Below are 13060 nucleotides of genomic sequence, written 5' to 3'. Positions count from 1 at the left end.
TAATGAAACCACAGTGCTAACGCCCTCGCCATTCCCTGTCGTGGGTAGTTAACGTAATTACATATTGAAGAGGCAATACATGGAGCTGCTCTGTCCCGCCGGCAGTATGCCGGCACTAAAGGCCGCTATTGAACATGGCGCAGATGCCGTTTACATTGGCTTAAAAGACGACACCAACGCCCGGCATTTTGCAGGGTTAAATTTTGACGAGCACCGGCTAAAAGAAGCCGCCCGCTTTGTGCATCAGCATGGCAAAAAGCTGCATGTAGCCATTAATACCTTTGCCCACCCTAACAACTTTCAACGTTGGCGGCAGGCGGTGGATATGGCCGCTAACGCCGGTGCTGACGTGCTGATCCTGGCAGATATTGCCGTGCTGGCTTACGCGGCAGAGCGTTACCCTAAAGTAGAGCGGCACTTGTCGGTGCAAGCGTCAGCCACCAATGCTGCTGCCATTAATTTTTACCGCCAGTTTGACATTAGCCGGGTGGTGTTACCGCGGGTGTTGTCGATGCAGCAAGTGCGAGCGTTGGCCCGCAGCTGCGATATCGACCTGGAAGTTTTTGCTTTTGGTAGTCTGTGCATTATGGCCGAAGGTCGCTGCTATTTAAGCTCTTATATGACCGGCCAATCGCCCAACACCGCAGGCGCCTGCTCGCCAGCGGCCTTTGTTAACTGGCAAGACAACAACGGCACCTTGGAGTCACGCTTAAACGGTATTTTAATTGACCGCTTTGCCCCCAACGAAACCGCCGGCTACCCCACGTTGTGCAAAGGCCGATTTAGTGTCGGTGATGATACCTATCATGCGCTGGAAGAGCCCACCAGCTTAAACACGCTGGATTTACTACCACAGCTGTATGCAGAGGGCATTAAGTCGCTGAAAATTGAAGGCCGCCAACGCAGTCCGGCCTATGTGGCGCAAATTACTAAAGTGTGGCGCGCTGCTATCGATGCAGTGCTAAATGCGCCAGATCATTTCAACGTGCAACCGCAGTGGCAGCAGGTTCTGGCAGGTTTAGCTGAAGGCAGCCAAACCACCTTGGGTGCATATCATCGTAATTGGAAATAATGCCATGCAATTCTCATTAGGCCCGGTGCTGTATTTTTGGCCGAAAACACAAATGCAGCAGTTTTACCGAGACGCTGCAGACAGTGATGTCGATATTGTTTACCTAGGTGAAACCGTCTGCAGTAAGCGACGCGAGCTGAAATTTAACGACTACTTCGCCCTGGCTCAGATGCTACGTGAAGCTGGCAAGCAGGTGTGTTTATCATCAATGACCTTATACGAGGCGCCGGGTGAATTAAGAGAGCTTAGAAAGTATGTCGATAATGGTGAGTTTTTAATTGAAGCTAATGACGTAGGCGCTATCAGTATGCTGCAGGAGCAAGGCCTGCCTTTTGTCGCCGGCGCTGCGATAAACTGTTACAACCAGCATACATTGCGCCGACTGGTTAGTATGGGGCTTACACGCTGGGTAATGCCGGTAGAAATATCCGGCCAGTGGTTAAACGATGTTTTAAACCAAGACATTATTGCCGATATTCGTGACTGTTTTAGCACAGAAGTGTTTGGTTTTGGCCATTTACCACTGGCCTGGAGTGGCCGCTGCTTTACCGCCCGCTCAGAAAACCGCAGTAAAGATCAATGTGAGTTGTGCTGTATCAACTACCCACAAGGGCGAGATGTTAAAAGTCAGGATAATACCCAAGTTTTTGTGCTAAACGGCATTCAAACCCAATCAGGTTATTGTTACAACCTGATAAATCAACTACCGACTATGCAAGACACAGTGGATATAGTACGGTTGAGCCCACAAGTAATTGGCACCTTTGACTGGCTAGCCAAGTTTAAAGCCAACCTGAATGGCGCCGCACCGCAGCAACTTGGCGCCAGCGATAGCAACGGCTACTGGCTAAATTTAGCGGGTATGGCAACGGGGTAGCAACCTTAGTGAAATACGGGAAGCAGTAATGACGACACAAAGCGCCAAAATTGGCATAGTAACGGTAAGTGACCGCGCCAGTGCCGGTATTTATGAAGATTTATCCGGTACCGCCATTATCGACACCTTAAAGGATTATTTAAGCAGTGACTGGCAAGCAGAATACCGGCTTATTCCTGATGAGCAGCTATTGATAGAACAAACGCTGCGCGAATTAGCGGATGAGCAAAGTTGCTGTTTAATTGTTACCACCGGTGGCACTGGCCCCTCTAAACGCGATGTTACGCCCGAGGCAACCGAAGCGGTGTGCGACAGAATGATGCCGGGTTTTGGCGAGCTTATGCGCAGCGAATCGTTAAAATATGTGCCCACAGCAATATTATCGCGGCAAACCGCCGGCCTGCGCGGCAGCTGTTTAATTATTAACCTGCCGGGCAAACCCAAAGCGATTCGGCAGTGTCTAGACGCCGTGTTTCCTGCTATTCCCTACTGCATTGATCTAATGGACGGGCCTTATTTGCAGTGCAATGATGTCGTTATAAACGCTTTTCGGCCACCAAAGTAACCGACGCGACAAACCGCTGATACTGCCCAAATCTGATTTTTCAGCAATATCATCCTGTTTAACTTAACGTTGAAAATCGCCAGCTCGTTCTGGTTGGTAAATTACGTCAAGAATTTCTACAATGTGGCTACGACCATTAGGCGTTGGCCATTCCAACGATTGCCCAACGGCCATTCCCAATAAAGCACTGCCGACAGGTGCAAAAATTGAAATATGGTTTTCGCTATTTACATCATTCGGGTATACCAGCGTTTTCTCAAACTCTTTGTTGTCACCTGCAAATTTAAAACGCACCACAGAGTTCATGCTAACAACATCTGTTGGCATCTTGGTTGAATCAACAATAGTTGCGCGATCCAGCTCCTCTTCCAGCTTTTCGATTTCCGGGGTTACTCGCTGCATTTTTTCAATTAACGCTTCTATCCTGTCCATATCAAGACTAGAAACGACAATAGCCGGTTTTGAACTCATTACACACTCCTGATAATAATCAAAAAACAAAAAGCCCGACGGCTATAAAAAGCAAGTTAGTGCTTCAGCAGAAATAGCCATATCACCAATATCAAGGTAATAAACCAAAAGCCAGACAATAATTGCCAAAACAGCAACGGATTGGTTCTGTGTTGTAATTTAACCTCTTGGTGTAAAAACGCGGGGTTAGGTTGCTGTAAGTCAGTCAGCAGCTGAGTAATGCTGCGATAACGTTGTGATAAATCTAAACTTACCCCCATTTGCAAAGCACGATCGAACCAGCTGGGAATAACCGGGTTAAACTGATGCGCGCTGCGATAACGCAGCTTGTCGTAATCTGCCGCGGTGCGACATGCTTCTACCGCTTCGCCATAAGGTAAATGGCCGCCACTAAACAACTCATAGGCAATGGTGGCTAATGCATAAATATCACCTTGTACACCCGAGTTGTGCCCCAACAGATAATGCGGATCTGAATAAGCGGCTGTGCCCAATGCAACCTCATGTTGCAACGGGCTGTATATTTCTGCCAGACCAGCAATATAAACTGAGCCAAAATCAACAATTTTTACGCTACCGTCACTCAAATAAATAATATTGCCGGGTTTTAAATCCTGATGAATAGCCCCCATCCGATGCAATGCTTTTAAACCCTCGGCTATCTGTTTTACCAGTTTAATAGCTAAAACCGGTTTTAGCGGTTTTGGCTGACATGCAAACCAATGCTCCAGGCTGTCGCCTGGTAAATACTCCATCAGGTAATACAAAAAAGTCCGCGGCCGGTTTTGCCGGATCACTTTAACCACATAGTGCGAATCCATGCGTAAACCTATCCATTCTTCGCGGATAAAACGGTCAATATACAAGGTATCATCATCATAATTTAGCGACGGACACTTCAGTACTAACTGTTTACCGTCATGCTCATCTTCCACCAAATATAAATGACTACGGCTACTGGCAAATAGCTCGCTTAGCACTTTATAACCATCTAATTTCATTCCTGCGCTAAGCGCCGGCGGAAACGGTAATTGGGTAAGGCATTGGTTCAAATCATCCAGGCTTTGCTGCGGTAATGCGGTAATTTCCAGCAAAATTAAACTAATATTGTCATCACAACCTTGTAACAATGCGTGTTGCTTTAATAAAATGGAGCATAAGGCTAAATCAGCAGCAGCGTTAATATGTTGTTGTAGCTGTTCGACAGCAATAAAATCTGAAATACCATCAGAGCACAGCAAAAACCTGTCGCCCACTTTTAAGCTAACCATACCCTGCTGCAATTCTACGCGGCTATCCATACCCAGCGCCCGGCTAAGATACTGACACTGCTCAGACAATACGGTAGTGTGATCCTGGCTCAGTTGCTTAAGCATACCATCACGCCAATGATACAAACGGCTATCGCCTACATGAAAAAAATGGGCTGTTTGCGATTTAATAATCAAGGCAGTAAAGGTGGTTAGATAACCTTTTTGATCATGAGTAAACTGATGACTCAGCTCATACAACTCATTATTAATAGTGGCAAGCAACTGTTCAGCGCTAAAGGCCACCGACCAGCTATCTGGCGTTTGGCTATATTCACGACAAAACCGGCTTACCGCCCGCTCACTGGCCTGTTGGCCGGCTTCTGCGGTGCTAACTCCGTCCGCTAGGGCAAAACAGGCACCTTTATAGGTTAACAAGTGCGTATCAGCAGGCACATTTAACGCCACCGCATCTTCGTTAACCGGTTTAATCCCGGCTTCGCAGACACTGCTAATCGTTAGTTCCAGCGTTGATAAACTCACCTGTTATCCTTTATTACCCAACGTTAATCCGATGAACAGTGCCGTCCTCGGCAACTTCAGTGATATGCCCTTTCGGATCATCCAAAAACATTACCGCTACCAGCCCCACCAACGCTGACGCTGCTATGACAAAAAAGAACATACTGTAACTAACATAGCTAAGTACCGTTAAATACACTACAGCACCAACGTTACCATAGGCACCTGCCATACCCGCAATTTGCCCGGTCATGCTGCGCTTAATTAAAGGCACTATCGCAAACACCGCCCCCTCGCCAGCTTGCACAAAAAAACTGCAAACCATAGTAGCCAACACGGCAACAGGGATCCACCAATGGCTGTCCATTAAGCCCATCATAAAATAGCCTGCAGCCAGACCACTAATTAAGATCAGCATGCTTTTTCGCCGGCCAAATTTATCAGAAAACCAACCACCCATCGGCCGTGATACCAAGTTCATAAAAGCAAAACCTGACGCCAACAAACCGGCTGAAACCGCACTTAACCCTTCAAAGGTTTCAAGAAAATATAACGGTAGCATTGACACTACCGCCAGCTCAGAGCCAAAGGTAGCAAAGTAAGCAATATTTAAAATACCAACTTGTTTGAAGCTGTATTTATCATTCTCCGATACACCGGCGCGCAAATGATCAACGTTAATCCGCCAGGTTTGTTGGGTTTGCAGTATAAAAAGCAGCAGCAACACCACCCACAACACATACATCATAGCAGTAGAAAATAAATTTACGCCGGCCGGTGATAAGCGCCAGGCCAGCATGCCAAGCGCAAGATGCATAGGTATGTTCATCAAAATAAGGCCCCACAATGCGCCCCAACTTGACACTACCATAGCCCCAGTTTTTTTAGGTTTAAAATACACTGAGCCTTTAGGCGTATTGCGGGCATATTTATAAAACACCAGTGCATAAATAGCACTAATTACCCCAACGGTACCAATAGCATATCGCCAGCCATCATCGCCACCAAAGGCCAGTGCCAACGTTGGCAACGTCATTGCGGCAGCAGCGGAACCAAAGTTACCCCAGCCACCATAGATCCCCTCGGCGGTACCAACCTGATGGTGCGGAAACCATTCACCGACTAAGCGAATACCGACAACAAAGCCTGCTCCCACAAACCCTAATAAAAAACGAAATAGCGCAATTGCCGAGTAAGTTTGGGCAAAGGCAAACCCAATACACAGTAATGCAGAAATAAATAACACTACCGCGTAAATAATACGTGGGCCATAGCGGTCGACCAACATACCCACGACGATTCGTGCCGGAATAGTAATCGCCACATTTAAAATCAACAGTGCTTTAATTTGTGCGTCAGTTAATAACAATGCTTCTTTTATATGAATAAGCAACGGTGCATGCGCGAACCAAATAACAAAGGTTAAAAAGAAAGCAAACCAGGTAAGGTGTAGCATTTTTATTTTTTGTTCAGCGAAATTAAGCAGGTTTAACCCACTACCGTTTTTCGTTGCTAAAGCAGGGTCAGCCATAACATTCTCCACAGGATTAATAATAAACTGCCACCAGTGTAGAGAGCGCTAACGGCAAAATCATTGATATAAAACAAAGCTTTTTCTACATTTTTTAATGAAAAGCAATCGCTTACCTCTTTAGTGGTAGCCCACCATTTGCGGCTAAAATGCAGCTTACGGCCGGTGTCTACCCATTCTGGCATAGCGCCAATACCGGTCAAATGACGCACAGCGCGTCAGAGGTACACCCTCTTATCTGCAGCAGCAATCTACTTACGCGTTACACTACTGCGTATCGAGTTTTCTTGGATGCTTTACTATGACGCACCTTGGCCCCACTTCGCTGGCTCAAGCCACGCTGCCAGGCGCAAAACGTGCTTTATTTATGGCAACTCTGGCCTTTGCTGCTTGCTTTTCGGTATGGACGTTATATGCCGTTATGGGCTTACAGCTGCAACAACAACTCGCACTCAGTGCCACCGAATATGGCATCTTGCTGGCTTCACCTATTTTAAGCGGTGCATTACTGCGGATCCCGTTTGGTATACTAGCCGATCAGGTTAGTGCGCGCCGGCTGTGGATTTACCAAATGTTAGCGGTAATACCGGCGCTACTATTGCTACCCTGGGTAAATAACTACAGCGGTTATTTATGGCTTGGCCTCTGGTTTGGCATCAGTGGTGTGTCTTTTACCTTTGGTGTGCGTTATGTAAGTAGCTGGTTTGCCTCTAGTAGTCAGGGCCGGGCACTGGGGTTATTTGGGGTGGGCAATGCCGGGGTTGCTATTACTTTTATGCTGGTACCGTTGGCGATACATTATTTGGGCTGGCAATGGGTGGGGCCACTCTATGCTGCAGGCCTGTTACTAATAACCTTATTGTTCGCCATATTAGCACCGCCAGAGCTACCCCAGACCTATAGCAAGGTAGCACCTATTAGCTTACGTGCCATGGCTGGTGATGCGCGGATTTGGCGCTTTTCATTATACTACTACTTTGTATTTGGCAGCTTTTTAGCCTTGCTGTTGTGGTTGCCACAATACTATATGCAGGCTTATGCCATGAACGCCCAGCAGGCAATGGCCTTTACCCTATTTTTTGTTGCAACCTCGTCCATGATGCGGGCACTCGGTGGCTGGTTTGCCGATCGTTACGGTGGCCGCGCAGTTAACTGGAGCGTGTTTTGGGTTAGTATCGTTTGCTTGTTCTTTTTAAGTTATCCACCTACCACTTTAATTGTGCATGGTCTGGAAAAAGACGTACAGCTGGAAATTGGCATCAATGTCTGGTGGTTTACTTTACTTATTTTCATTATTGGTGTGGCACAAGGCTTTGGCCGAGCCAGTGTGTATAAGGTTATTCACGACTATTACCCGCATCATATGGGCAGCGTGGGTGGCTTTATTGCAGCTATTGGCGCACTGGGTGGATGCACCTTACCGGTAATGTTTGGTATGGCGCAAGATGTACTTGGCATCGTAACCGGCTGCTTTATGATTTTATATGGTGTGCTGGCGCTGTGCATGATTACCATGTTTTTCGCCAACCAGGCGGCACAATATCAGCAAAAACTATCGGCTGCCCGAGCCGAAAACTTTCTTTTAGACGAGGATAAATAATGCAAATTTCCGATCTAGCAACCGAGCAGAAGCTCTTGCCACTGTTGCGCCAAGCTTTTCGGCCCATGTTTCTATTTGGCGCCGCCTTTAGCGCCATCGCCATGCTGCTTTGGGGGCTGGCACTCGCTGGCCATATTAAACTTAACCCTTTTGCCAACGTGTTGTTTTGGCATAGCCATGAAATGCTGTTTGGTTTTGTTTGTGCCATTGTTATTGGTTTTTTGCTGACCGCAGTGCAAAACTGGACCGGGTTACGCGCACCACATGGTTACAGCCTACTTATTATTAGCGTGCTGTGGCTAAGTGGCCGTCTGTTACTGTTGTTTGGTGAAGGTCTGCCACTGGCGTTGGTTGCCGCAGTTGATCTTAGCTTTTTACCCATTTGCGCTTATCTGCTGGCACGACCGCTGTTGCAAACCGGACAAAGCCGTAACCTGTTTTTTGTGCCGGTGTTACTGCTACTTACTGCCTGTAATGCACTGATGTATCTGGGCGTAGCCTATAACCGCTACGATTTAATTCAGCTTGGCAGCAACAATGCGGTCTGGCTGGTCACCCTGCTGATTGCAATTGTCGGTGGTCGGGTATTACCAATGTTTACGGCTAATGGTACCCAGACTAAAAAAGTCGAGCCCATTATCTGGTTAGACAGTGCCGCGCTTGGCTCGTTATGGCTGATATTTGTGCTGCACTTTTTTGCTTTAACCAAATACCTGCCACCACTGGCGATGAGTAGCTTATTCGCTGCCAGCGCTCTATTAACCGCCATGCGCTGCCTGCGCTGGAAAATCTGGATCACCTTAAAAGTGCCGCTATTATGGTCTTTACATCTGGCATACTGGTGTATTCCATTTGGTTTGACGCTGTTTAGCGCGCGCTTTGCCGGGTTTAACATCAGCAACAGCATAGCGCTGCATGCATTAACCGCTGGCGCTATGGGCGGTATGATTTTAAGTATGATGGCCAGGGTATCCCTAGGCCACAGCGGTCGAGCTTTAAAACCGCATGCCATCATGTCGCTGGCCTTTTTGCTGGTACTGGCGGCAGCCATCAGCCGCACCCTACTTATTTGGCTATGGCCAGCACAAACTTCGCAGTGGTTATGGTTAGGTGTCGGCGGCTGGGTACTGGCTTATTTGCTGTATGTACTGGTGTATTTCCCAGTGTTAACCACGCCAAGGCCAGATGGCCGGCCAGGTTAAATCAGACGTGTTGCTATGGACAAACAACCGGTTAATTGGATCTGCCCCCCAAGGTTAACCCCCCTAAAGTTACAAACAGTTTTACCTCTAAATAGGTAACCGATGCCATGCTTTGATTTATATCAAGCTGTCGCTTATTTCAGCTTCTACACTGGGTGCATATTGTTAACTGGTTAATAGTCCAGCTATAAAGGTACTTAGCATGAACAACGATTATCCATCAAAACCGCTGGTTTACTCTTGCTCCGGCTGCTCCAACGTGGCGCAATTAGCTAACGATTTAGCCGTAGTGCTGGATCGGGAAGGCTTGGCACAAATGTCTTGTATTGCCGGAGTTGGCGGTCAGATAAAACAGCTAATAAAAGTAGCCCAATCCGGCAGACCAATTCTGGCCGTAGACGGCTGCCCGCTTAACTGCGTTAAGCAGACCTTGGCAACGGTAGACGTAGTGCCTACCTGGCATATTGAGTTAACATCTTTGGGCTATAAAAAACGGGACCATGAGAACTGTGATTTAAGCGATGCCTATAAACTACTACAAATGGTGCATAGCGATATACTGCACCAAGCAGCAAAGCGAGCCCAGACTTAACCGCAGACAATACAGTCAAGGCTTTTATTTAAACTAAACTGACGCCACTGGCTGGTTAAGGCATCAAATAACTGCAACTTACCGTACAACGGCGTGCCGACGCTGGCCAATATTTTTACTGTTTCCAGCGCCTGCATGATACCAATAATGCCTACCACAGGGCTTAAAATACCAGCTTCCATACAGGTGAGTTGCTGCTCGCCAAATAACTGGCTTAAACAGTGATAACAGGCGCCATCACCCTGCATGCTGAAGCTGGCCACTTGGCCTTCAAAGCGAATGGCTGCGCCTGATACCAGCGGTACTTTAGCCTTAACGCAAGCAGCGTTAATGCCATTGCGGGTAGTTAAATTGTCGGTGCAATCAAGCACCAGCGAATACTGCGGTACCAGCTGCATTAAAGCTTCAGCGTTTAAACGCTGCTGCAGGGCATTAATTTCAATCTCAGAATTTAACTGGCTTAAGCTTGCTGCGGCTTGCTTAGCTTTATTCAAGCCAATATCTGCTTCCCGATACAAAATTTGCCGCTGTAAATTGCTACGATCGATGTTGTCATCATCGACCAGCGTAATACTGCCTACACCGCTAGCGACCAAATACGGTGCAGCGGCACAGCCGAGACCACCCATGCCAATCAGCAACACTGAACTGGCCAACAACGCTTCCTGGCCGCGAAAATCCAAAGCTGGCAGCATTAGCTGACGGCTATAGCGCAGTGCTTGCGCAGTACTTAACTCTTTTCTGTTATCTGCTTTACTCATAGTGTTCTCAGGTTATTTTAAGCCCAGCCGCTGTGCCAGTTTATGTAGATTACTGGGATCTAACTCTAGTTGGCGTGCGGCCTGCGACCAACTACCATTTTGCTGGGCCAAAGCTTGTTGAATTAGCTGCCGTTGCAGCTGATTTACAGCCTGCTTTAATGCGATGCTACCTCGTGGCACCGGAGCAAGAGCTTCACTATGCGGGATTGACAGCGGTGCCGTGTCCAAATCTAACATTGTGGCTTCCAGGGTAACAATGTCATTACGGTTTGCACCCTGGCTAAGAGCTTTAATCGCCGCGCGGCTGATAACATGCTCCAGCTCGCGGACATTTCCCGGCCAGTCATAACGTAGCAACGACAGTTCAGCATCATTGGATAATCTAAGCGCACGCAGGCCTAAACGGCTTCGATTTAGTTCAAGAAAATGGCCAGCCAGCAGCGGGATATCATCCGGCCGCTCGCGTAATGGCGGGATCGGCAGTGGATATACCGATAAGCGATGATATAAATCAGCCCGAAACTCCCCATTTTTTACCTGTTGTTTCAGGTCACGATTAGTCGCAGCCACCAAACGAACATTAACCAACCGAGTTTTATCCGAACCCAAACGCTGAATTTCACCATCTTGCAATACCCGCAGTAACTTTGCCTGCACCGACAACGGCAACTCGCCCACCTCATCTAAAAACAGCGTACCGTCATGTGCTGCCTCAAAACGACCCGCCCGTTCACTGTGGGCGCCGGAAAACGCCCCCTTGTTGTGGCCAAATAATTCACTTTCAGCCAGGCTCTCCGGCAATGCAGCACAGTTAAGGTATATCATCGGTTTACTGGCGCGTGCTGAACTGCGATGTAAATGCCGGGCAAATAGCTCTTTACCAACGCCGGTTTCACCTAACAGCAACACCGGTAAATCGGAGCTCGCCACTATGGTTAACTCTTGCAAAATCTGTTGCAGCACTTTACTTTGGCCAATCAGCTCATAGCGCTGCTTGCTGGCAGCTTCAAACTGCGGTTCATGGGCCTGCAGGTTAAGTCTTAGCGCCCGGTTAGCCTGCTCCAGTTCCGTCATCCGCACCGCGGCTTCTACCAATAAGCTATAACGCTGCAATTCAAATACTGCAACGTGAGAAAAACTGCCGGCATTTAACGCATCCAGGGTTAATACACCCCAACAACGACCTTCAATATACAGCGAAATACCCATACAATCATGTACCGGCAACGCTAGGCCGGGCTGCTCAGCTAACAGTCCATCATACGGATCTGGCATATCACTGTCGGGGTCAAACCTTACCGGGTTACGGCTGGCTAAAATAGCCGCCAACCGCGGATGTTTAGCCACAATAAATCTGCGGCCTAGCGCTTCGCGCACTAAACCATGCAGCGCAACCGGTCTCAATATGTCATGTTCAATTTTAAGCAACCCTACCGCACCACAACCAAAATGATTACGTAAAGTACTTACCAAACGCTGCAAACGTACCGCCGCCGGTAAATCTGTGATCAAATCTGCAATTAAACTCTCTTCCAACATGGTCGTTATTACCTCTGGGTTGTTTTCACCCTGCTTTTACTGGGTGTAATCTACCATAGCTGATAATAATGCTATATAAATCAAAGGTGGTAGTTATGGCCTAACTCTTGCCATATAAGGTTAACCGCACAGTTAACGCGGCACTTTAATTAAGTAAGCAGGAGTTAGTATGTCTTTCACTCACAAGTCACTTTTAGATCAGTCTTTAGGCCACATTGCCACCACTATTGCCGGTGCAACGGCGGTATTTCATCAAAATAAACTAGATTTCTGCTGCGGCGGCGAGCATAGCCTGCGCCAAGCTTTAGCTAAAAAAGAGTTGGATACCGCGCCAATACTGAGTGCACTTAGGCTATTACAACAACAAGATGGCGAGATAACTGATTGGCGCAGCAAACCGGTAAAGCAGCTTATTGAGCATATTCTGCAGCGCTTTCACCAGCGCCACCGCCAGCAACTGCCTGAACTGTGTCGTTTAGCACGCCGGGTAGAACATGTCCACGAAACAGACCCAAATTGTCCAACTGGCCTGGCTCAGCATCTGGATGACATGTACCAGGAGCTGGAAAGCCATATGATAAAAGAGGAGCAAATTTTGTTTCCAATGTTAGCCGGTGGAATTTATCCGGTGGGGCCAATTAGTGTAATGGAGGAAGAACACCTGCAACATGGCGATGCACTGGAAACTCTTGATAAACTAACCAATAATATTACGTTGCCGGCCGATGCCTGTAACACATGGACCGCGTTGTACCTGGGGTTACAGGAACTAAAAGAAGATTTAATGCAGCATATTTTACTTGAGAATCAGATTTTATTTGTGCAGCCAGCAGTAAACCAAAGAGCAGACAGCCAAATGTGTTGCGGTAGTTGCCAATAAGCTATTTCCCCTCGCCTTGATTAATAAAAACGCCACCTTGCGGGTGGCGTTTTTGCATTCTGACACTACAGGTAAGCAGCAGTAAAAACAGTAAAAAGGACAGGCACAACTGAACAACACAGTGAGTAACAAACACTAGGCGTTAGCACCATTAATCACAATCACCAAAATCTTGACAGCTAGGCGAGCGACAACTAA

General features: G+C 47.5%; 13 protein-coding genes. 7 read left to right on the top strand and 6 right to left on the bottom strand.

Annotated features, from left to right (window positions below; translation table 11 throughout):
• Window positions 1-79 precede the first annotated feature (79 nt).
• The 3 genes from VT06_RS04000 to mog are packed head-to-tail and all read left to right on the top strand — an operon-like array spanning window position 80 to window position 2514.
• Window positions 80-1072 (top strand): peptidase U32 family protein, encoded by a 993-nt coding sequence (locus VT06_RS04000; RefSeq protein ID WP_046552995.1) that lies wholly within the window; start codon window positions 80-82, stop codon window positions 1070-1072.
• Between the two features lie 4 nt (window positions 1073-1076).
• The gene (locus tag VT06_RS03995; RefSeq protein ID WP_046552994.1) at window positions 1077-1949 is read left to right on the top strand and encodes a U32 family peptidase; all 873 of its coding nucleotides are present in this window, start codon (window positions 1077-1079) and stop codon (window positions 1947-1949) included.
• A 28-nt stretch (window positions 1950-1977) separates the two neighbouring features.
• Window positions 1978-2514, top strand: coding sequence for a molybdopterin adenylyltransferase (gene mog / locus VT06_RS03990; protein ID WP_046552993.1), 537 nt, complete (start codon window positions 1978-1980; stop codon window positions 2512-2514).
• Between the two features lie 63 nt (window positions 2515-2577).
• On the opposite strand, the gene rnk is transcribed toward mog, so the two are convergent.
• From rnk to VT06_RS03970, 4 genes are read right to left on the bottom strand one after another with little or no spacing between them, the layout of a single operon-like run.
• The gene (gene rnk, locus VT06_RS03985) at window positions 2578-2985 is read right to left on the bottom strand and encodes a nucleoside diphosphate kinase regulator (protein ID WP_046552992.1); all 408 of its coding nucleotides are present in this window, start codon (window positions 2983-2985) and stop codon (window positions 2578-2580) included.
• Window positions 2986-3041: 56 nt separating this feature from the next.
• Window positions 3042-4778 carry a bifunctional protein-serine/threonine kinase/phosphatase gene (locus VT06_RS03980; RefSeq protein ID WP_046552991.1) on the bottom strand — a complete coding sequence of 579 codons (1737 nt, stop codon included), beginning with the start codon at window positions 4776-4778 and terminating at the stop codon, window positions 3042-3044.
• Between the two features lie 13 nt (window positions 4779-4791).
• A complete protein-coding gene (locus tag VT06_RS03975) occupies window positions 4792-6288 on the bottom strand; it encodes an MFS transporter (protein ID WP_046552990.1) in 1497 nt (498 codons plus the stop codon).
• The gene (locus VT06_RS03970; protein WP_046552989.1) at window positions 6270-6500 is read right to left on the bottom strand and encodes a hypothetical protein; all 231 of its coding nucleotides are present in this window, start codon (window positions 6498-6500) and stop codon (window positions 6270-6272) included. The genes VT06_RS03975 and VT06_RS03970 overlap by 19 nt, the downstream gene beginning before the upstream one ends.
• An 89-nt stretch (window positions 6501-6589) precedes the next feature.
• On the opposite strand from VT06_RS03970, the gene VT06_RS03965 reads away from it, so the two are divergent.
• The 3 genes from VT06_RS03965 to VT06_RS03955 all read left to right on the top strand — a co-directional run bounded on the left by VT06_RS03965 (window position 6590) and on the right by VT06_RS03955 (window position 9682).
• Entirely contained in the window at window positions 6590-7888 is a 1299-nt protein-coding gene (locus tag VT06_RS03965; protein WP_046552988.1) for a nitrate/nitrite transporter, read from the top strand.
• Window positions 7888-9090 (top strand): NnrS family protein, encoded by a 1203-nt coding sequence (locus VT06_RS03960; protein ID WP_046552987.1) that lies wholly within the window; start codon window positions 7888-7890, stop codon window positions 9088-9090. The genes VT06_RS03965 and VT06_RS03960 overlap by 1 nt, the downstream gene beginning before the upstream one ends.
• Before the next feature lie 202 nt (window positions 9091-9292).
• Entirely contained in the window at window positions 9293-9682 is a 390-nt protein-coding gene (locus VT06_RS03955) for a putative zinc-binding protein (RefSeq protein WP_046552986.1), read from the top strand.
• Here the strand turns inward: VT06_RS03955 and VT06_RS03950 are convergent.
• Window positions 9679-10443 (bottom strand): molybdopterin-synthase adenylyltransferase MoeB, encoded by a 765-nt coding sequence (locus VT06_RS03950; protein ID WP_046552985.1) that lies wholly within the window; start codon window positions 10441-10443, stop codon window positions 9679-9681. The two genes, VT06_RS03955 and VT06_RS03950, sit on opposite strands and share 4 nt — an antisense overlap.
• Window positions 10444-10455: 12 nt before the next feature.
• The gene (gene norR / locus VT06_RS03945; protein ID WP_046552984.1) at window positions 10456-11982 is read right to left on the bottom strand and encodes a nitric oxide reductase transcriptional regulator NorR; all 1527 of its coding nucleotides are present in this window, start codon (window positions 11980-11982) and stop codon (window positions 10456-10458) included.
• A gap of 169 nt (window positions 11983-12151) precedes the next feature.
• Between norR and ytfE the strand changes: the two genes are divergently transcribed.
• Complete coding sequence (gene ytfE, locus VT06_RS03940; RefSeq protein WP_046552983.1) at window positions 12152-12862, top strand: iron-sulfur cluster repair protein YtfE; 711 nt, start codon at window positions 12152-12154, stop codon at window positions 12860-12862.
• Window positions 12863-13060: the final 198 nt, after the last annotated feature.

Source organism: Arsukibacterium sp. MJ3 (assembly GCF_000987765.1).
In the GTDB taxonomy this organism is placed as follows: domain Bacteria; phylum Pseudomonadota; class Gammaproteobacteria; order Enterobacterales; family Alteromonadaceae; genus Alishewanella.
The sequence above is the reverse complement of the archived record's forward strand: the minus strand, read 5'-3'. Positions and strand labels throughout refer to the sequence as shown.